The organism is Nocardia sp. NPDC127526, assembly GCF_042672265.1.
GTDB lineage: Bacteria > Actinomycetota > Actinomycetes > Mycobacteriales > Mycobacteriaceae > Nocardia.
Map to the genome: position 1 here is coordinate 23,328 of NZ_JBHXVO010000015.1, position 19,180 is coordinate 42,507.

Genomic DNA, 19,180 nt, shown 5'->3' on the forward strand with positions numbered 1-19,180 from the left:
TGTGGCCGGGCTACTGCAACAGATCATCGAAGGGCTCAGTGCCGGGGCGATTTACGCCGGGCTGGCGCTGGCCATGGTGCTCATCTACCGGTTCACCGGGATCGTCAATTTCGCGCAGGGCGAGCTGGCCATGTTCTCGGCCTTCCTGGCCTGGCAGTGCGTCGAGGCGGGAATGCCGTTCTGGCAGGCCCTCATCGTGGCGCTCGCGGTGTCGTTCCTCGGGGGCATGCTCATCGAGCGGGTGGTGATCCGCCCGGTCGAAGGCGCACCCGAACTCACCCTGGTGATCGTCACCGTCGGCCTCTACTTCTTCGTCAACGCGGCGGCCGGCTGGATCTGGTCGTATCAGGTGAAGTCCTTCCCGAATCCGTTCCCGGACGGGGCATTACGGGCCGGTGGCGTCACCGCCGGATACGGCAGCCTCGGCGTGATCGTGGTCGTCGCCCTGGTGATGGCGTTCATCTATCTGCTGTTCCGCTACACCAAGATCGGCCTGGCCATGCGGGCGGTGGCGAGCAATCCGGTATCGGCCCGGCTCTCCGGGATTCGCGTCGGGCTGGTGCTGGCGCTCGGCTGGGGTCTGTCCGCGCTGGTGGGCGCGGTGTCCGGGGTGCTGTCGGCGCCCGTGCTGTTCCTCGAACCCAACATGATGGGAGGGGTTCTCATCTACGCCTTCGCCGCGGCCACCCTGGGTGGCTTCGACAGTCCGGGCGGCGCGGTGGCCGGTGGGCTCATTGTCGGCGTCGCCGAAACCCTCACCGGCGCTTACGTGGACGTCATCGGCACCGAGCTCAAGATCGGCGTGCCGCTGGTGATCATTCTCGGCGTGCTGCTGCTGCGGCCGCAGGGGCTGTTCGGGCGAGCGGTGGTGGAGCGGGTATGAACCACCGGCATTCGATCGCCATTGCCGCGCTGCTGGCGCTGGCCTGCTACGCGCCGTTCCAGCTCTCGCCGTTCCACACCTTCCAGCTGTCCATGGCGCTGGTGTACGCCGTCGCGCTGCTCGGCATGAATCTGCTTGTGGGACAGACGGGTCAGATCTCGCTCGGGCACGGGGCCTTCCTCGCGGTCGGCGCGTACGCCACCGCGGTCATGCTGGATCGCTGGGACGCACCGCACATCGCGACCCTGCCCGTGGCGGCCGGGCTGACCTTCGTGCTCGGTCTGGCGCTGGGGATTCCGGCGCTGCGGTTGCGGGGGCTGTATCTGGCGCTGGTCACCCTCGCCATCGCCATCTTCCTGGTGCCGCTGCTCAAACGCTTCGAATCGCTGACCGGCGGGTCCATGGGGCTGACGGTGCCGAAGCCGGAGGCGCCGGAATGGACGGGGCTGGCCGAGGATCAGTGGCTGTATTTCCTGGCGCTGGGCGTCGCGGTGGTGAGCTTTCTGTTCGTCGCGGGCGTGCTGCGGTCGCGAGTCGGACGGGCGCTCAACGCCATTCGCGATCATGAGACCGCGGCGGAGGTCATGGGCGTGCGGCCCGCGCAGTACAAGACCCTCGCCTTCGCCTGGAGCGCGATGTTCGCGGGCATGGCCGGGTGCGTCTACACCTGGGTGATCGCCTATGTCTCACCGGATTCCTTCGCCACCGGGCTGTCCATCACGCTGCTGGCGGGACTGGTGGTGGGCGGGCTCGGCTCGCTGTGGGGACCGCTGCTGGGCGGCTTCTTCGTCATGTACGTCCCCAGCCTCGCCCAGGACGTCAATCAGGCCGCGCCCGGCGTGGTGTTCGGGCTGCTGCTCATTGCCGTCATGTACCTCGCGCCGACCGGATTGGCCGGGCTCGCCACCCGATCGGCGGAGTGGATCGGAAGTTTCGTTCGGAAAGGGAAAACCAATGCGCACTAAGGCCATTCGCGTCATCGGAGCCGCGGCGGCCGTGCTGCTCGCGGCCACCGCCTGCGGCGGGCGCGGCGAGAGCGGCGACTCCGTCGCCCAGGGCGACTGCAAGGGTCAGCAGACCGTCGGCATCACCGATACGAGCATCAAGCTGGGCGGGGTGTATCCGCTGTCCGGGCCGGCCTCCGCCTTCGGGGAGATTCCCAAGGGCGCCCGGGCCTACTTCGACTACCTCAATGCCGAACAGGGCGGAATCAATGGCCGCACAGTCGAATATCTGGTGCGCGACGACGGCTACCAGCCGCCCAAGACCGTGGAGGAGGTGCGGCGGCTGGCCGAACAGGATCAGGTGTTCGCCATCTTCCCGACCCTCGGCACCTCCACGTCCTCGGCGGTCTGGGACTACCTGAACCAGCGGCAGGTGCCGCAGGTCTTCGTGCTGGGCGGTGCGACCAAGTGGGGTTCGGATACCGATCATCCCTGGACCATCGGCTGGCAGCCGAGCTATCGGGCCGAGGGGCGGGCGTTCGCGGAGTACGTGAAGAAGGAGAAGCCCAATGCCACCGTGGCGGTGCTGTTCCAGAACGACGACTTCGGAAAGGATCTGCGCGACAGCTTCACCGAGGCCGTGAAAGGCAGCGGCGTCTCGGTGGTGGCCGAACAGAGTTACGAGGTCACCGATCCCACCGTCGATCCGCAGCTGCGCAATCTGGCCAATGCCAATGCCGATGTGCTGCTGAACTTCTCGACGCCCAAGTTCGCCTCCCAGGCTCTGGCCGGTGACGCCCGCAATCCGGACTGGAATCCGCTGCACATCGTGTCCATGGTGGCCAATTCGGTGAGCGTGCTGAAGCCGGTCGGCTTCGAGAACGTGCAGGGCGTGGTGTCGGGCGCGTTCACCAAGGACGCGGCCGATCCGGGGCTGGCCGAGGATCCGGCCATCAAGCTGTACAAGGAGAAGCTGGGCAAGTACGCGCCCGGTGCGGATCCCACCAATAACTACACCCTGATCGGCTGGGCCGCCGCGGACAGCTTCCGCAAGACCCTCGAGGCCGCGAAATGCCCCACCCGCGAAGGACTTCGCGATGCGGCGCGCTCACTGTCCGGCATCAGCATCGACACCCTGCTGCCCGGCATCACGCTGAAAACCGGGAAGGGCGACGCCTTCCCGATGGAGGCGGTGCAGATCCAGCGTTTCCAGAACGACCGCTGGTCCCACGTCGGCGCCGTCATCGACACCGGCAAATAACCCCCTCCCCAGCGTTGCCGCCGGACGCCGAACACCTTGCCGGCCCCGGCCAACGGCACGAAGGCCCCCTGACTCCTGCCCCGAGTCAGGGGGCCCGAGTGTGCCCGAGCCCCTGACACACCACCCCCGATTCGGCCACCCCCGCCGGCGAACAGGTACCGTGACCCCGCTTGGAGTTCGATGTACCGCAATCTGGTGAAGGTCGAAGGGAGCCCACTGGCGTGCACGATCAGCGGCCGGAGCCTTCCCTCACTCGGGCAACAGTTCTCGTCCTGGCTCTCACCGCCCCCCTGGCGCTGGTCCTGGTAGCGGTCACCTGTGACCCCTGGCTCCCCAACGTGGGCATCCTCGTAGGCGGCATGGACGTCCACGTCTACCGAGACGGCGCCTTCCGCATCCTCCACGACATCCCCCTCTACACCGAACCCACCTTCCGCGGCCTCCAGTACACCTACACCCCCTTCTCCACCCTCGTCTTCACCTTCTTCTACCTGATCCCCTGGGCCTGGGTGAACACGGTCTGGCTCTGGATCAACCTGTCCATCCTCGCGCTCTGCGTCCTGATGTGCTGGCGCATCCTCGGCTACCGCCCAACCCCCAAACTCGTCACCGCCAGCGTCCTACTGGCAACGACCTGCATCTTCCTGGAGCCGGTCCGAACCACCCTCTTCTTCGGCCAAATCAACCTCCTCCTCATGCTCCTGGTCCTCTGGGACTTCTCCCGCAAAGACCAGTCCCTCCTCCGAGGCATGGGCGTAGGCATAGCCGCCGGCATCAAACTCGTCCCCCTCTACTACATCGTCCAATACCTCGCCCTCCGCCAATGGCGATCCGCCGCCACCGCCTGCGCCGTCTTCCTGGCAACGGTCCTCGCCTCCTGGATCCTGCTCCCCGCCGACTCCCGCGAATACTGGACCTCAACCTTCTTCGAGTCGAGCCGAATCGCCCCCGACACCCACCCCGCGAACCAATCCCTCCGCGGCGCATTGGCCCACCTCACCGGCAACGCCGCCCCCCTCTGGCTGTGGGTCCTGATAGCCGGTGCAGTCACCGTAGTGAGCCTGTTCGTCACCACCCGCCTCTACGAACAAGGCAACCCCCTCCTCTCCATCACCCTCACCGGCCTCACCGCCTGCGCTATCTCCCCCTTCTCCTGGGGCCACCACTGGGTCTGGTTCATCCCCCTGCTCGTCTACCTGATCCACCGAGCCCAATCCAACCCCCGCTGGTGGCTCGCGGCCCTCGCCCTCTACCTCAGCACCAGCGCCTGGACCTACACCTACGCCCCCGGCCAAGTAGCCGTCGGCCTGTTCCTCTTCCCCCCGTCCTGGCCCATCGCCCCACTCCTGCTGAACATCTACTCCCTGATCTACCTGATCACTCTCACCGCCGCCGCGATGATCACTGTCCGACGTGATCGACTGCACCCGGGCTGCACAACTCCGTCGTCGTTTCAACGATTGCGATAGTCGCCGGCACCGCGCAGGAACGGATTGTCGACGCAGAGCGCCTTTTCGACGATCGTCTCGACATCGGCGTCGGTGTAGTTATCGGGCAGGCCGAGCCCGAGCGCGTCGAAAAGATCGCGAGCCTCGGCGACGCTCGGCTCGGGCCCCAAGGGCACCGTCGAAGCCCGGTCCATGGGCACCTTTCGAGCCTCGGCAAAACTCGTCCGCAGCTCGATGCTCCACGAATCGTAGTAGGGCTGGCCCTTTTCCACGATCATCGCAGGAAAACGCGGACCGCGCGTGGTGACTATCAGGCATTGCGAGGACAAGTCCCAGCGCACCGTCGAGACCACTGACGTCAATCCGATCTCGATATCCAGCAGGTGCGTGGCACGCTGCTTGTACCAGCAAGCCGCGAAAATCGTTGCATACGACTCGATTTGCGTGCCCATCCCGCTCCATGTGTGGGCATCGTCATCGGCTCCGTCGGCCAGCGATCGATACAGTCGCGCGAATCGCTCACAGGCCTGAAGGTCGGTGGGATCGAGGATCTCCATTCGCACCAGCAACTCTCGGCGAACGTGCACGGCATGCCGGACGCAGTGCGGCAACGTCACGACCCGGTTGAAGGCACCCGTACCGCCCTTGAAGATCCAGCGATCGGTATCACCACGCGCCTGCTCCAAGGCATCCGATACTTCTGCGCCACTGGCGAATCGAACGGCCGCAAAGCTCTCCATTGTGCGCTGCGTACTGGTCATCAGGCCCTCCAACTGGCCGATGCGATCAACGCACTCACGCATATGCCCCAGCGCTGCATTGGCTTCACCGACGCTTCGCAGCATCTCGGCATTCACCGTCTCCTGCCGCCACCGATCACGAAGCACCGCAAGGGCAACGACGGCCAGCGTCAGCGGAATGACCTTGCTGACCAGATCGACAGATACCAACCCGACGAGACCCAGCGCACTCATAGCCACCGCAAGGCCGATGGCGATCGATCCCTCCGCGTTGGCCTTTACCCACAGCAGATCTGCCCGCAGCCGCGTCGCCAATCGCCCCATCGCACTCGAGTCCTTGTCAAATCGCCAGCAGAATGCATGCGCCGGTTTATCCTGGTGACAGCGACCTGCTCATTTCCACGGTAAGTCCGCAGGCGCAAACTCTTAGTCCCAGTGGCCGATGCCGACCACAGTACCGGGATATCTCTGTGGGCGATCCGTCAATTAGAACGGATGCGGCTCATGTTGAGGCGATTCCACGCCAATCTGGAATGGGTCAAGAACAACGCCGAGGGTTTGGTTGCCCTTCTTCTTGCTACTTCGATAGCGTTCTGGGGCTCATAGATTTGATACCAACCGATCTGGTTAATAAGGTCATACCTCTCACGCTCGGAGTGATAGCGTTCTTCCTTCTCCGGGATCGATGGCGCCAAGAGCGGGAAACCGCCGAAAGCCGGCGCATGGCCGCCGAGATCGTGGAGAGGCTCGATCGAGTACAGGAGCAGACGGAACGCGCAGGCATTCGATTCGCAACCGGTGCCGAGGTCACGGAATCGTTGAAATCGGCACTGGTAGACAGCAATCGCTTGACCTTCAGAGGCGGAACCGGAACCTACACTCGTGTCGAAACTCTTCCGAAGCTGATCGGACACGCTAGAGGCAGACGAGACCTAACGGTACGACTGGAAATTCTCAGCCCCGATCACGCTGCTTGCAACCGCTACGCCGAGCTCTACAAGTCGCTGGCCGACGAGGGCGACGACGCACAGACTTGGACTGCCAAGGGAACTCAGATCGAGGTGTTTGCAACAATTTTGGCCGTCTGCTGGTACAAGCAGCGGTCCGGGCATCTGCTGGACATCGAGTTGGCGCTGACTTCCAGGGAGTCGATGTTCCGCTTCGACCTCACCTCCGAATACTTGATCGTGACACAGCGCGGGCCGAGATACCCCGCAATGATCGTGAAAAAGGGGCTGCCCGAATATGATTCGTGGAGTATCGAGTTGCGGACCAGCTTCAACGCGAGCGAACGAGTGCCCCTGGAGAGGGCGTCCGCGGTGGCGCTGAGCAGAGAACCCACCGTCCCCGAAGTGCGCGCCCTGTTCGAAATCCTCGGTTTGGATCTTCCGGCCGATTTCGACGAAACCGATGTCCGAACGATCATCAGCAAGGCACTGAAGCGGGAGAGCAACCCCAACCCGGCAGGTCTCGGGGACTGAGTGGGCGAGTCAGGGGCCGACTGGGGTGAGGATGACGATCGGGATCGGCCAGGCGACCTTGGCTTGGAGATCGTTCAGGAAATCCCAGTGTTCGACTTGGTTGTCCCAGAGTCTGGTTCGCTCGTGATCGGTGGCTATCGCTGCGGTTACCGGGAGGGTTTCGGTGCCGACCTCGACCTCGGCGTGGGGGTGGGCGAGGAGGTCGTGGTACCAGTTGGGGCCGTTTTCGCGGCCGTCGTCGGCGGCGAAGACGATCAAGCGGTCGGCGTCGCGGGCGTAGCCGAGGGGGAGGGTGCGGTGGGCGCCGGTGGTGGGGGTGGTGGTGAGGAGTAGGACGTCGAGGTGGGCGTAGGGGCCGCTGAGTTTTCCGGCGTTGGCGCGGAACTCGGCGATGATCTCCTGGTTGGACACTCGCCGATGGTAGTCATAGATGCGCCAGTGCCGGCGACCGTGCAGTGACGAGTCAGGAGGCTGTCCGTTTTGCAACGCGAAGGGGTACGAAAACTGGTCGAATCGCCTCGGTTTCAGCGGTTCGTCATTGCGGTGATTCTGGTCAATGCGGTGGCGTTGGGGGCCGAGACTTCCGAGTCGGTGATGGTGGTCGGGGGCGGGGTGGTTCGGCTGGTCGACACGATTGCGCTCGTCATATTCGTTGTCGAGATGCTGCTCAAGTTGTACGGCTATGGGCTCGCTTATTTTCGAGATCCCTGGAACTGCTTCGATTTTCTCGTTGTAGCCGTGGCGTTGCTGCCCGCGACCGGCGGGCTGTCCGTGCTGCGGGCCTTCCGCATACTTCGGGTGCTGCGGCTGGTTTCGGCGACCCCGAGTATGCGGAAGGTGGTGGCGAGCCTGCTCGCGGCCCTTCCGGGCATGGGATCGATTCTCGGGCTGCTCGCCGTGGTGCTGTACGTGGCAGCCGTCACGGCGACCAAACTGTTCGGCACCGTGACCCCCGAATACTTCGGCAGTCTCGGCACTTCGATGTGGACGCTCTTCCAAGTAATGACCGGCGAAGCCTGGCCGGATATCGCGCGCACGGTCATGGACGAGAAGCCGCTCGCGTGGATCTTCTTCCTCGTCTACATCCTCGTGTCGACATTCGTGGTGCTCAACCTCTTCCTCGCCGTAATGGTCAGCGCCGCAGAGGATGTCCGCGCCGACGAGAACCGCGAGCACACCGATCGGCATGCCCGGGACGACGTCTCGGCTGCGATCCTCGCCGAGCTGGCGGCGCTGCGCGCGGAACTCCGCTCCTCACGTCCCGGTCCGGCCACCGCCGTCAGCACCAACCCGGCCCGCAGTCGCCGCCACCTCGACGACACCGAAATCGCGCACGCCGTCGCCCTCTACCGCCAAGGCCGGCCCTTGGCCCACATAGCCGACCGAATCGGCGTCACCCACACCACGCTCCGTGACACCCTCCAGCGCCGCCGCGTCCTCCGCCACGAAACCCCCACCCGCCGCACCTGAAACCGATGAATTCGATGAGCGCGCGCGGTCTACACCTACAGCACGCATTCTGCGAACAAGGTTTTGGGAGGTCCCATGAGCACCACAGCATTACCGCCCGTCGTCGACGCCGACACCTGGCAGCGTGAACTCGACGCCCTGCGTGTCCGCGAAAAGGCCGCTACCCGCGAGCTCGACGCCATCGCCGCCCAGCGCCGCCGCCTGCCCATGGTCGAAATGCCCGACTACACCCTCGAGGGCGAAGAGGGCCCGGTCCGGCTGGCCGACATCTTCGCCGGCACATCACAACTGATCGTCTACAACCACATGTGGTTCCCCGGCGAGGAATGGCAATGCGGCGGCTGCACCGGATTCACCTCGCAATTCACCCGCCTGGAGTTCCTGGACAACTACGACGCCCGCTTCGTCATCGTCACCCAGGGCCCGATCGACGAAGCCCTCGCCTACAAACGCCGCGTAGGCAACAAGATGACCTGGTACTCCACTGCGAACAGCCCCTTCGGCACCGACGTCGGCGCCCCACCCGGCGGCGGCTTCGCCGTCAACGTCTTCCTCCGCGACGGCGACACCGTCTACCGCACCTGGCACACCAACGGCCGCGGCACCGAACAACTCAGCCACTCCTTCGCCCTGATCGACCTCCTCCCCTACGGCCGCCAAGAGGAATGGCAGGACTCCCCCGAAGGCTGGCCCCAATCCCCCACCTACAGCCGCTGGAGCAGCTCCAAGGACATCGCCGCCGCTTACGGCGAACCCAACGGCGCCGCCTGAGCACACGAAACGGCCCGGTCCTCCCGGACCGGGCCGCTCGCGTCCTCCTACCGCGTCACGCGAAGGCCCCGAAAATCGAATTGATCAGCCCGACGATCGCCGTAGCCAGATCCAACCCGCTTCCGACCACCCCGGACCCACTGTTGAGGACCGAGGAACCCGCGTCTCCGATAAAGCTAGCCATTTCAAACCACCTGTACTGCTCGGGAATTGTTGGGGTGCAGAAAAGCTAGCACCGACAATTTCTCCGACCAGCCGACAGCCTCAACATCGCGCAATACGATCAGAATTCGCAAAACCATATCATCTATCAAACCAGAGGCTTCACCAGCAGCTATAGCGCAAGCGCATGAAACCTCCACGCCATCTGGTTGGAATTAAATTAACCCTCAGTTCAACACCCATTCTTTTATTCTCCTCGAGCAAAATAATCGACGATTGCGTATCGAATTGGATAAACACCGCAATCCCGACAATTTACCGCTGAAGACGGCTGGCCAGCCTGAAATCTCAATACCATCCGCCCCGGTCACGGCTCGTTTCGTTCAGGTTCGGGGCGCGCGTCCACTCGATGAGGATGCCAATCACCAGGAACGCGCCCACCCCGGCCCACCAGCCAGCGGTGAATCCGAGCAGCAGCCCGCCGAACAGGCATGCCAGCGCACCCAGCGCGCACGTCCAACGCAGGATCCGGAAGCCCATGCCCCCATTGTGCGCTCGGGTACGGAGCGAGATGGCCGCTCTACGAATGCCGGACGTCGTATGAGAAAGGCCCCGACCTACTGGTATCAGGTCGGGGCCTTGGTGGAGCTGCCGGGAATCGAACCCGGGTCCTCCGCCGCATCTTCAGGGCTTCTCCGTGTGCAGTTCGCTATGCCTCTGCTCGGATCTCTCGGTCACGCGAACAAGCCGAGATGACGATCCCAGCCGCTGTTAGGTGTCCCGTCCGACGCCGCGGCCGCGTCGGACGGTAGAGCCCTCTAGCTGATGCCAGGGACCGGGTCGAGGGCGAACCCGGGCTGACAGACACGCTTCGTTGCTTAGGCAGCGAGAGCGTAGTCGCGCTGATGAGAATCGGCGCTTATAGGGTTACAGCGACGCTTATACGGTGGTCTCCTGCCTGCACCGACACGCTTCCCCTGAATCAACGTACGCAGTCGAAACCGTTCAGCCCCGTCTTCGTTCACTGATTCAGAACGATCCCGGCTTTCACCGGGACACCAATGGTAACACCGCGCAAACGTCGGATCATCCCAATATTCGCGCGTCGAGCGGCGGATCCGCTACCAGGGCAAACGGTCAGCCGCTCATGCCCTTGATGCGGCGGCCCACCTCGCGGGTGACCTCGCGCTCGACGGTGCGACGCAGCTGATCCTGCCGCTTGTCGTAGTCCTGCTTGCCTCGGGCGAGAGCCAGCTCGACCTTGACCTTGCCGTCGGAGAAGTACATCGACAGCGGCACCAGGGTCAGGCTCGACTCCTTGGTCTTGCCCAGCAGCTTGTCGATCTCGCGGCGGTGCAGCAGCAGTTTCCGGGTCCGGCGCGGCGCGTGGTTGGTCCACGAGCCGTGCGAGAACTCGGGCACGTGCAGGTTGCGCAGCCAGACCTCGCCGTCGTCGATGCTGGCGTAGGCATCCACCAGCGAGGCTTTACCCTCGCGCAGGCTCTTCACCTCGGTGCCGACCAGCGCGATCCCGGCCTCGTAGGTGTCGATGATCGCGTAGTGGTGCCGCGCCTTGCGGTTGGTCGCGATGACCTTGCGACCCTTCTCTTTCATACAGACACCGCCTTCATAACGTCCAACATTAATGGCCCGTGCCAACCGAATATTCCGGGAGTCGCCCGGAGGTCGCTACCTCCGGGCGACCACGGGCCCGGTCACGCGCCCTCGCGCGGGTCCAGGACGATCTGCGTGCCCGGCGCGGCGGCGACCTGCAGGGTGCGCAGGCGCAGCAGGACCGGGTTGTCGTCGAGCAGCTTGGCGGTATTGGCCAGCGACCGCAGGGCGGCGGCCTCGGCGCGGGCCCGCTCCAGCTCGGCGCGGCCGCGCTCCCGGGCGAGGACCGTCTCCAGAGCGGCCTTGCGCAGCTCGCCCGGCAGCATGAGGTCCTTGGCACGCATGCTGGTCACGGTGATGCCGAGTTCCTCGACGGCGGACGCGACCGGTCCGGTGCCATTGGCCAAGAGGGAACGATCGGCGACGAGTTCGTCGAGGGTGTGCGCCGCGACCAGATCCCGGCCGGCTTCTTGCACCTCGCTGTAGAGCACCTGGTCGGCATACTGCGCGCCGGTGGTGAAGGCGACGGGATCGGTGACGACCCAGTCCACGACGAAGCTCACCCGCAGCGAGAGCCCGTCCTTGGTCAGCAGTTCCTGTCCGGTGACCTGGAGCAGCCGTGGCCGCATGTCGACGCACACCAGCGTGCAGCGCTCCTCGTCATAGCGGTGCCGGCCCGGCTCCAGCACCGTTTCCAGGGCTCCGTCGCGGTACAGCAGGGTGCGCTGCCAATCCATGACCGTCGTATAGGTCTTCGTGAACAAAGTCTTCGTGAACATTCCCGATCTCCTTCCCCCGCTTGGCATCCGGCCCCGAACGGATACGCCCCGCCCGGCCACGACGGCGCGGCGGGGGCCTCCCCCGTCCGAGGACGGAGAGCCCGCAGAGCCACGCCGTCGCATGCGACCGGGCAGGGCGTATCGCTACAAGGATTCGAACCTCGGCGGATCGCTCCGCTTCACCAGTTAGAAAGAGCCGCCCCGACACGGGGTACGCGATCCGGAGATTCCGGGGCGCCCCTTGGTACGGCCGAGATCAACGGTAACGACCGCATCCGCCCGCACGCCAACGATTTTCCGCACCCCTGAAACGAGAAAAACCCTCCAGCCAGTGGCTGAAGGGCCTTCACAGTAGTCCCGACGGGATTTGAACCCGCGCTACCGCCTTGAGAGGGCGGCGTCCTAGGCCGCTAGACGACGGGACCAGGTCGCTCGCTGCGATCCGTGGACCGCGGCAGCTCCGAAAGCTTATCCTGCCGACGCCCAGCAACCAAATCCGCTGACCAGGCCGCTGTGATCACCGAACTCCGGAGCGGAGCCTCAGTGCACCCAATCCTTCAGCGGTCCGGTATCCAGAACGACACCGACCGGATCAGGCAGTTCTGCGGATGCACCGAAGGGAACAGTTGCGATCAGCTCGTAACGACCGTCGTTCGGCTTGCTGTGCACCTTCAGCACGCAGGCATCCCGATCGATCAGCAAGTAGACCGGGATACCGGTCTCGGCATAGGCTCTCGGCTTCTCCTTCCGATCGCGGCGGTCGGTGTCCTCATCATCGGATGTCACCCCGACAACCATGAGGACCGGCGATGGATCGGCCCACTCACCTTGCCCAACAAAGGCATCGGCGTCGGCCAACACCGCATCGGGCCGTGCGCGGCCTTTCCGGTACCGGGCTACTTTCAGCCCCTGCTCCGGAGTCAGGAACAGTTCAGGACGGAGCGCTACAAAGATGCGAATCAACCACTGGAGAATACGACCGTGGTCGCCATCCGGCATCGCCTTCGCCCCCAGCTTTCCATCGATGAACTCGAGCCGCACACCCTCCGCGATACGATCGGCCGCCCGCGCAAGTTCCTCGAACTGCTCGGTCGTCATGAGCGACTCATGCACGGCGGTCATGTCCTCACGGTGCGGCGGCTTCGGCGCCGATCGACGGGAAATACGTAGCCAGGGTATCGCGACACACTGGTGCAGCGGCGGTTCGCACTCGACTCGCCGCTGGTGGCTGAGCTACGCATCCCTCCTGGACACCGTCAGCCCCACGCCCTGGGGTCTGGGGGCAGTTCGTCGAAGTCCGGCGGCGCTTCGTCCGGCCACGGGACCTCATCGAGGTGAGCCGCCGGTGGCGCGGGTTCGAACCTGGAGTTGCGCGGAGGTGTGGCCGTCCGCACCGTGGATCCGCCTGCACGGCCGCGCTCGCGGGCGACACCGCCACCGCGAGTGACGTTCGCATCCGGTGACTTCGGCGCCTTACCAGAGACGTCGAAGAGCTGGTCACCAGCCGTACCGCTGGGCTGCGCAGCCGATGCCGCCGGGGCGGGCCCGGCCGATTCGCCGGGTGCGGCCGGGGGCGATGCGGCGGGACCGGCACCGGCGGCGACGACTTCGAGGACGCCTTCGCCGTATTTGGCGCGTTTGGCTTCGCCGATGCCGGAGATGGTGCCGAGGTCGGCAATGGTGGCGGGTTTGCGGGAGGCGATTTCGCGGAGGGTGGCGTCGTGGAAGACGACGTAGGCGGGGACGCCCTGTTCCTTGGCGGTGGCGGCTCGCCAGGCTCGGAGTTTTTCGAAGAGGTCCGAGTCGCCCGGGGACATGTCGGCGGCGGCGAGGCGGGAGGCCTTGGCGGGCTTGGGGGTTCGGGCGGCCTTGGCGCGTTCCTGTTCGCGGCGGAGCATGACCTGGCGGCCGTCGAAGAGGACTTCGTTGCTGGATTCGGTGAGGGTCAGGACGCCGTAGTCGCCGTGGACGGCGAGCAGGCCCTGGGCGAGGAGTTGGCGGACCACGCCGCGCCATTCGATGTCGCGGAGTTCGGTGCCGACGCCGAAGGTTTTGAGTTCGTGGTGGGCGTGCTGTTCGACCTTGGGGTTGCGTTTGCCGAGGAGGATGTCGACGAGGTGGCCGGCGCCGAAGCTCTGGCCGCGTTCGCGCTTCAGGCGCAGGACCGTGGAGAGGAGCTTCTGGGCGGGAACGGTGCCGTCCCAGGATTCGGGGGCGTTGAGGCAGGTGTCGCAGTTGCCGCAGGCTTTTCCGGATTGGCCGAAGTAGGCCAGGAGCTGGGTGCGGCGGCATTGGACGGTCTCGCAGAGGGCGAGCATGGCGTCGAGGTGCAGCTGGAGCTGGCGGCGGTGGGCGGCGTCGCCGTCGGAGGAGTCGATCATCTTGCGTTGCTGCACAACGTCGCTGAGGCCGTAGACCATCCAGGCGGTGGAGGGCAGGCCGTCACGGCCGGCGCGGCCGGTTTCCTGGTAGTAGCCCTCGACGGACTTGGGGAGGTCGAGGTGGGCCACGAAGCGGACGTCGGGCTTGTCGATGCCCATGCCGAAGGCGATGGTGGCGCAGACGACCAAGCCGTCCTCACGCAGGAAGCGGGACTGATTGCGGGCGCGGGTGCGGTTGTCCAGGCCCGCGTGGTACGGCACCGCTTCGATGCCATTGGCGGTCAGGAAGGCGGCGGTCTTCTCCACCGAATTGCGGGACAGGCAGTAGACGATGCCCGCGTCACCGGCGTGCTCGTTCTGGATGAATGCCAGCAGCTGATGCTCGGGCCGGTTCTTGGCCTCGATGCGGTACTGGATATTCGGCCGGTCGAAACTGGCGACGAAGTGCCGGGCCTTGGTCAGATCCAGGCGCTCGGCGATCTCCTTGCGGGTCGCCTCCGTGGCGGTGGCGGTGAGCGCGATGCGCGGCACGTCCGGCCACCGCTCGTGCAGCACGGACAGCGCCAGATAGTCGGGCCGGAAATCGTGGCCCCACTGCGAGACACAGTGCGCCTCGTCGATGGCGAAGACCGAGATCTTGCCGCGATCGAGCAGCTGCGCCGTGGACTCCAGCCGCAGCCGTTCGGGCGCGAGGTAGAGCACATCCAGCTCCCCCGCCACGAATTGCGCCTCGACCGTGCGTCGTTCGTCCGGGAACTGCGTGGAGTTGAGGAAGCCCGCGCGCACGCCGACGGCGTTCAGCGCATCGACCTGATCCTGCATGAGCGCGATGAGCGGGGAGATGACCACGCCCACCCCGGGCCGCACCAGCGCCGGAATCTGATAGCACAGCGATTTGCCGCCGCCGGTGGGCATGAGCACCAGGGCGTCCCCGCCGGAGATCACCTGCTCGACGATCTCGCGCTGCGGGCCGCGGAAACTGTCGTACCCGAAGGTCTTCCGCAGAACCTCATGCGCCGCAACACTTCCGGCGTCCCCGACGGACTCGCTGACTCTGGCGGTCTCCACCTCCGGTGCACTCACGACGGCAATCCTACGGACACCACCCGACACCGGTCCTCTCTTCCGAACGTCCCCGCGAACTTCGCACCCCGACGCGCACTCTCGCATCCCTTATGCGCGGAATGCGAGAGTCCAACCGGGTGCGCGATCTCACTCGCGGACGTAATACCGCAGTGCGACATAGGCGGCGAGCGCCGCGAACCCGACACCGATCGGCGTGATGACCAAGGCCACCGCCGCGATGTCGTCACCCGTGATCCGCGGCAGGATCTGATCATTGAACAGACTGCCCAGCGCACGGTTGATCACCAGCGGTTGCGCGACGAACAAACCCGCCACCGCCAGCACCGAACCGACCAGTGCGGCCAGCACCGCTTCCAAGAGGAACGGCAACTGCGTGTACCACCGCGTCGCGCCCACCAGCCGCATGATCCCGACCTCGGTCTTCCGCGCCAGCGCCGCGACCTGCACCATATTCGCGATCAGCAGCAGGGCCGCCAGCGCCTGCAGAGCCGCGAGACCGAAGGCCGCATTGCGCAATCCGACGAAGAAGCTGACCAGCCGGTCCACGATGTCCATGTCATTGAGCACCGTCATGACCCCCTCCCGTTTGGAGAAGTCGTCATAGATGGACTTGTACTGCGTCACATCGTCGAGCTTGACCCGGAACGACGCCGGCAGCCCGTCCTTGCTGACCTCGTCGGCCAGACCCGGCTGATCCTTGAAGGTCGTCTCCTTGACCTCCTGCACCGCCTCCTGGCTGTTGACGAACTGCACGCTCGCCACATGGTCGTGCTGCTTCAGATCCACCAGCAGCGACTTGCATGGCTCCTGCGTGCAGTCCAGGTCGGTCCGCGACACGTTGTCGTCGAGATACAGCCGGATCTCGACCCTTTGGACGTAGTAGTCCTGAATCTTGTCCGCCATCCGCACCGCGAGCAGACCGCCGCCGAGCATGGTCAGCGAGACCGCGGTGGTGAGGATCATGGCGATGGTCATGGTGACATTGCGGTAGAGGCCGCGCGCGACCTCGCCGAAGAGGAATCCGAATCGCATTACCGGCCCACCCCGTACACGCCCATCTCCTCATCGCGAACCAGCCGGCCGCGATCGAGCTCCACCACCCTCCGGCGCATGGCGTCGACGATGGTGTTGTCGTGGGTCGCCATCACCACCGTGGTCCCCGTGCGATTGATCCGCTCCAGCAGCGTCATGATGTCCTGGCTGGTATCGGGATCCAGATTGCCGGTCGGCTCGTCGGCCAGCAGCACCAGCGGCCGGTTCACGAACGCGCGCGCCAGCGCCACGCGCTGCTGTTCACCACCGGACAGCTCGCCCGGCAGCCGGTCGGCCTTGCCCGCCAGCCCCACCATGTCGAGGGCCTCGGGCACCGCCCGGTCGATGAACCGCCGTGGCTTGCCGATCACTTCGAGCGCGAACGCCACATTCTGTTCGACCGTCTTCTGCTGCAGCAGCCGGAAGTCCTGGAATACGCAGCCGATGCGCTGGCGCAGCTTGGGCACCTTGCGCCCGGGTAGTTTGTCCACCCGGAAATCGGCCACCCACACCTCGCCGGTGCTGGGCTTCTCGTCCTTGAGCAGCAGCCGCATGAACGTCGACTTCCCGGACCCGGAGGGTCCGATGACGAAGACGAACTCGCCCTTGCCGATATCGACGGAGATGTTGTCCAGGGCGGGTCGCGTCGAGGTCTTGTAGGACTTGGTGACGTTCCGCAGGGTAATCACGGGGAGCCAGTGTAGCCACGACCGCGCGGCGCTCCATCGCACCGCGCGGCGGTAAATCAGCGGGGTTCAGGCTCCTTGGCGTCGGGTACCAGGTTGCTGAGCACCGTATTCGCAACGGGCGTGTAGCCCGGGGCGTTGGGTGTCTCCGGCTTGACGAAGGAGTAGAGCACGAACGTGGCGAGCCAGACTGTGATCAGGATCGCCGTGGACTTACGTGGTTTCGCTGTGGACTTACGCAGACTCAGTTTCACTCAAACCCTCCCGGCGGAGCGCCGCGGCTACCCGCACGCGCAGCTCGCGTCCGACTTCGAACTGTTTGCCCGGAAGCGTCCGGGCCACCATCTTGATGTTCATCTGGTCGACGGTGAGATCTTCGACACCCATGACGGTGGGCTCGTCCAGCAGCAGCGATTTCAGCTTGCGATCGGCGAACGCCTTCGCGCCGACATCGTGCAGGATCTCGTTGACCCGGTTGATGTCGGCGCTCGCGGGTACGGGCACGTCGATGGCGGCGCGAGCCCAATCCTTCGACAGGTTGGTAACTTTCACGATCTGACCGTTCGGAACCGTGATGACTTCTCCATCCGCGCTACGCAAAGTCGTGATGCGCAACGTCACGTCCTCAACCGTACCCTCGGCCTCCGCCGCGGATCCAGTGACCGAGATGCGCACGACATCGCCGTAGCCGTACTGCCTTTCGGTGATCAGGAAGAATCCGGCGAGCAGATCCTGCACGATGCGCTGGGCGCCGAAACCGAGCGCTGCGCCGAGCACCGCGGCCGGGGCGACCAGACCGGAGATCTGAAATCCCAAGCGCTTCAAGACTTCCAAAGCCACCAAGAAGTACACAAGGGACAAAACCACCCACGTGACCACCTGCGCCAGCGCATGCCGGTGCTTGGCCGCCTCCGTCCGCACCAGCGCATCGCTGCTGCGGAAGCCGGCGTCGATCTTGCGCGTGATCCGGTCGCGCACATAGGTGACGGCGCGACTGAACAGCATCGCGCCGACGATCAGCAGGACGATCTCGAGGCCGCTGGACCGGAACCAGTTTCCGAGATCGGATCCGGTGCCTGCGGCATAGATCGAGCTCATGTATTACCCCTGTGCTGTCTGCTGTTCCCGCATGCGCCAACGGATTCCGGATTCGATGAAAGCATCGATATCGCCATCGAGCACGGCGGACGGGTTGTTCACTTCGTAGGAGGTCCGCAGGTCCTTGACCATCTGGTAAGGGTGCAGCACGTACGAGCGCATCTGGTTGCCCCAGGACGCGCCCTCATTGGTCTTGAGCGCGTCCATCTGGGCGCGCTCCTCCTGCCGCTTGCGCTCCAGCAACTTGGCCTGGAGCACGCGCATGGCCGAAATCTTGTTCTGCAGCTGGGATTTCTCGTTCTGGCAGGTGACCACGATGCCGGTCGGGATGTGCGTGAGGCGCACCGCGGAGTCGGTGGTGTTGACGGACTGGCCGCCGGGACCCGACGAGCGGTACACGTCGACGCGCACCTCGTTCTCCGGAATCTCGATGTGGTCGGTGGTCTCGACGACCGGGAGCACCTCGACCTCGGCGAAGGAGGTCTGGCGGCGGCCCTGGTTGTCGAACGGGCTGATACGGACCAGTCGGTGCGTGCCCATTTCCACGGAGAGCGTGCCGTAGGCGTACGGCGACTTCACCGCGAAGGTGGCGGACTTGATGCCCGCCTCCTCGGCGTAGGAGGTGTCATAGATTTCGACCGGGTACTTGTGCCGCTCGGCCCAGCGCACGTACATGCGCATGAGCATCTGCGCCCAGTCGGCGGCGTCCACGCCACCCGCGCCGGAGCGAATATTGACCAGCGCCTCGCGCTTGTCGTACTCGCCGGACAGCAGGGTGCGGACTTCCATGGCTTCCACGTCCGCGTGTAGCGCGGCACGCTCGGCATCGGCGTCGGCGAGCGCCGCGGTGCGGTCCTCACCCTCCTCGGCCTCGGCCAATTCATAGAGCACCGGCAGATCCTCCAGCCGCTGCCGCAGCTCCTGGACCCGGCGCAGCTCGCTCTGCGCGTGCGACAGCTCACTGGTCACCTGCTGCGCGTGTTCCTGGTTGTTCCAAAGCTCCGGATCCGCCGCTTGATGCTCCAGTTCGTCGATGCGACGAGCCAGCTCATCGATATCGAGCACGGACTCGATGGTCTTCAGAGTCGTGTCGAGTTCGGCCAGATCAGCGGATACGTCAGGATGCACGAGAGTCAAGGCTACCGTTCCTTTCCAGGTCGGTGAAACAAGGGGAAATCGGCCGCAGTCGTGGCGGCCGGGTGCGGCGCAGGGGCCGCGGAAACGGTGCGCGGCGGGCGGCCCACGCGGAGTGGGCCACGCGCCGAACTCGACTCAAGTCGGGGCGGCCCGGCGGCCACGCCCTGGTGCGAGTGAGCGCGGCGCGTCCACCCGCGCGGGCTCACC

General features: G+C 65.2%; 19 protein-coding genes, 1 tRNA gene, 1 other RNA gene and 1 pseudogene. 7 read left to right on the plus strand and 15 right to left on the minus strand.

The genetic code is table 11. The features are described from left to right. Nucleotide 1: 1 nt before the first annotated feature. The 4 genes from ACFVIV_RS23000 (at nucleotide 2) to ACFVIV_RS23015 (ending at nucleotide 4,557) form a co-directional block, all read left to right on the plus strand. Nucleotides 2-883, plus strand: a complete 882-nt coding sequence (locus tag ACFVIV_RS23000; protein ID WP_379199473.1) for a branched-chain amino acid ABC transporter permease — start codon at nucleotides 2-4, stop codon at nucleotides 881-883. Next, nucleotides 880-1,848: a branched-chain amino acid ABC transporter permease gene (locus ACFVIV_RS23005; RefSeq protein ID WP_379199475.1), complete on the plus strand. Its 969-nt coding sequence runs from the start codon at nucleotides 880-882 to the stop codon at nucleotides 1,846-1,848. Before ACFVIV_RS23000 ends, ACFVIV_RS23005 begins: the two co-directional genes overlap by 4 nt. Continuing rightward, entirely contained in the window at nucleotides 1,838-3,088 is a 1,251-nt protein-coding gene (locus tag ACFVIV_RS23010) for an ABC transporter substrate-binding protein (protein WP_379199477.1), read from the plus strand. Before ACFVIV_RS23005 ends, ACFVIV_RS23010 begins: the two co-directional genes overlap by 11 nt. Before the next feature lie 221 nt (nucleotides 3,089-3,309). Continuing rightward, nucleotides 3,310-4,557 (plus strand): glycosyltransferase 87 family protein, encoded by a 1,248-nt coding sequence (locus ACFVIV_RS23015; RefSeq protein ID WP_379199479.1) that lies wholly within the window; start codon nucleotides 3,310-3,312, stop codon nucleotides 4,555-4,557. On the opposite strand, the gene ACFVIV_RS23020 is transcribed toward ACFVIV_RS23015, so the two are convergent. Further along, nucleotides 4,542-5,591 carry a hypothetical protein gene (locus ACFVIV_RS23020; RefSeq protein WP_379199481.1) on the minus strand — a complete coding sequence of 350 codons (1,050 nt, stop codon included), beginning with the start codon at nucleotides 5,589-5,591 and terminating at the stop codon, nucleotides 4,542-4,544. The genes ACFVIV_RS23015 and ACFVIV_RS23020 overlap by 16 nt on opposite strands. Nucleotides 5,592-5,998: 407 nt before the next feature. Here ACFVIV_RS23020 and ACFVIV_RS23025 point away from each other — a divergent pair, with 407 nt between their 5' ends. Further along, entirely contained in the window at nucleotides 5,999-6,757 is a 759-nt protein-coding gene (locus ACFVIV_RS23025; protein WP_379199482.1) for a hypothetical protein, read from the plus strand. Between the two features lie 9 nt (nucleotides 6,758-6,766). On the opposite strand, the gene ACFVIV_RS23030 is transcribed toward ACFVIV_RS23025, so the two are convergent. Beyond that, nucleotides 6,767-7,168 carry a nitroreductase/quinone reductase family protein gene (locus tag ACFVIV_RS23030; protein ID WP_379199484.1) on the minus strand — a complete coding sequence of 134 codons (402 nt, stop codon included), beginning with the start codon at nucleotides 7,166-7,168 and terminating at the stop codon, nucleotides 6,767-6,769. Nucleotides 7,169-7,237: 69 nt separating this feature from the next. Between ACFVIV_RS23030 and ACFVIV_RS23035 the strand changes: the two genes are divergently transcribed. Beyond that, nucleotides 7,238-8,227, plus strand: coding sequence for an ion transporter (locus ACFVIV_RS23035; protein ID WP_379199486.1), 990 nt, complete (start codon nucleotides 7,238-7,240; stop codon nucleotides 8,225-8,227). Between the two features lie 75 nt (nucleotides 8,228-8,302). Beyond that, on the plus strand, nucleotides 8,303-8,998 hold the full coding sequence (locus ACFVIV_RS23040) for a DUF899 domain-containing protein (RefSeq protein ID WP_379199488.1): 696 nt from the start codon (nucleotides 8,303-8,305) through the stop codon (nucleotides 8,996-8,998). 55 nt (nucleotides 8,999-9,053) lie between these two features. On the opposite strand, the gene ACFVIV_RS23045 is transcribed toward ACFVIV_RS23040, so the two are convergent. From ACFVIV_RS23045 to prfB, 13 genes and pseudogenes are all read right to left on the minus strand, one after another. Continuing rightward, on the minus strand, nucleotides 9,054-9,182 hold the full coding sequence (locus ACFVIV_RS23045; RefSeq protein WP_379199490.1) for a hypothetical protein: 129 nt from the start codon (nucleotides 9,180-9,182) through the stop codon (nucleotides 9,054-9,056). A 326-nt stretch (nucleotides 9,183-9,508) separates the two neighbouring features. Further along, entirely contained in the window at nucleotides 9,509-9,700 is a 192-nt protein-coding gene (locus ACFVIV_RS23050) for a hypothetical protein (RefSeq protein WP_379199492.1), read from the minus strand. A gap of 100 nt (nucleotides 9,701-9,800) precedes the next feature. Beyond that, nucleotides 9,801-10,173, minus strand: a transfer-messenger RNA (tmRNA) gene (ssrA, locus tag ACFVIV_RS23055). A 124-nt stretch (nucleotides 10,174-10,297) separates the two neighbouring features. Next, a complete protein-coding gene (gene smpB / locus ACFVIV_RS23060) occupies nucleotides 10,298-10,774 on the minus strand; it encodes an SsrA-binding protein SmpB (protein ID WP_379199494.1) in 477 nt (158 codons plus the stop codon). 101 nt (nucleotides 10,775-10,875) lie between these two features. Next, nucleotides 10,876-11,553, minus strand: coding sequence for a slipin family protein (locus ACFVIV_RS23065; protein ID WP_379199496.1), 678 nt, complete (start codon nucleotides 11,551-11,553; stop codon nucleotides 10,876-10,878). 352 nt (nucleotides 11,554-11,905) lie between these two features. Then, a tRNA-Glu gene (locus tag ACFVIV_RS23070) sits at nucleotides 11,906-11,978 on the minus strand. A gap of 115 nt (nucleotides 11,979-12,093) precedes the next feature. Then, nucleotides 12,094-12,675: a Uma2 family endonuclease gene (locus ACFVIV_RS23075; protein ID WP_379199498.1), complete on the minus strand. Its 582-nt coding sequence runs from the start codon at nucleotides 12,673-12,675 to the stop codon at nucleotides 12,094-12,096. Between the two features lie 473 nt (nucleotides 12,676-13,148). Beyond that, nucleotides 13,149-15,002, minus strand: a pseudogene (recQ, locus tag ACFVIV_RS23080) (DNA helicase RecQ); the annotation flags it as partial. Nucleotides 15,003-15,146: 144 nt separating this feature from the next. Then, a complete protein-coding gene (ftsX, locus tag ACFVIV_RS23085) occupies nucleotides 15,147-16,052 on the minus strand; it encodes a permease-like cell division protein FtsX (RefSeq protein WP_379199500.1) in 906 nt (301 codons plus the stop codon). After that, the gene (ftsE, locus tag ACFVIV_RS23090; protein WP_379199502.1) at nucleotides 16,052-16,741 is read right to left on the minus strand and encodes a cell division ATP-binding protein FtsE; all 690 of its coding nucleotides are present in this window, start codon (nucleotides 16,739-16,741) and stop codon (nucleotides 16,052-16,054) included. The genes ftsX and ftsE overlap by 1 nt, the downstream gene beginning before the upstream one ends. Nucleotides 16,742-16,797: 56 nt before the next feature. Next, nucleotides 16,798-16,992, minus strand: a complete 195-nt coding sequence (locus ACFVIV_RS23095; RefSeq protein WP_379199504.1) for a hypothetical protein — start codon at nucleotides 16,990-16,992, stop codon at nucleotides 16,798-16,800. Then, complete coding sequence (locus ACFVIV_RS23100) at nucleotides 16,973-17,836, minus strand: mechanosensitive ion channel family protein (protein WP_379199506.1); 864 nt, start codon at nucleotides 17,834-17,836, stop codon at nucleotides 16,973-16,975. Before ACFVIV_RS23100 ends, ACFVIV_RS23095 begins: the two co-directional genes overlap by 20 nt. A gap of 3 nt (nucleotides 17,837-17,839) precedes the next feature. Next, a complete protein-coding gene (gene prfB, locus ACFVIV_RS23105; RefSeq protein WP_379199508.1) occupies nucleotides 17,840-18,964 on the minus strand; it encodes a peptide chain release factor 2 in 1,125 nt (374 codons plus the stop codon). Between the last annotated feature and the right edge of the window lie 216 nt (nucleotides 18,965-19,180).